The sequence below is a fragment of the Microbacterium sp. GbtcB4 genome, assembly GCF_019091465.1.
Taxonomy (GTDB): domain Bacteria; phylum Actinomycetota; class Actinomycetes; order Actinomycetales; family Microbacteriaceae; genus Microbacterium; species Microbacterium paraoxydans.
This window is the reverse complement of sequence record NZ_JAGXJJ010000516.1, coordinates 1-238: the sequence shown is the minus strand read 5'-3', so window position 1 is coordinate 238 and position 238 is coordinate 1. Positions and strand designations below refer to the sequence as shown.

1 pseudogene is annotated in these 238 nt (G+C 72.3%); it reads left to right on the top strand.

What is annotated here, in order from left to right:
* Positions 1–238, top strand: a pseudogene (locus KVS71_RS18670) (aldo/keto reductase); the annotation flags it as partial.

Below are 238 nucleotides of genomic sequence, written 5' to 3'. Positions count from 1 at the left end.
GTGGGGGAGTCCATCCGCGCCGCACTCGGCGAGACCGGGTACGAGACGTTCCCGCTCATGCTCGGCGCCACGGAGTTCGGATGGAACGTCGATCTCGAGTCGAGCCACGGCATCCTCGACCGCTACGTGGAGTTCGGCGGCAACGCCATCCCTACCGCGGACGGGTTCTCCGGCGGGCGGGGCGGGCACATCCTCGGGCAGTGGCTGCGGTCGCGGGACCAGCGCGGGCGCGGCCTCC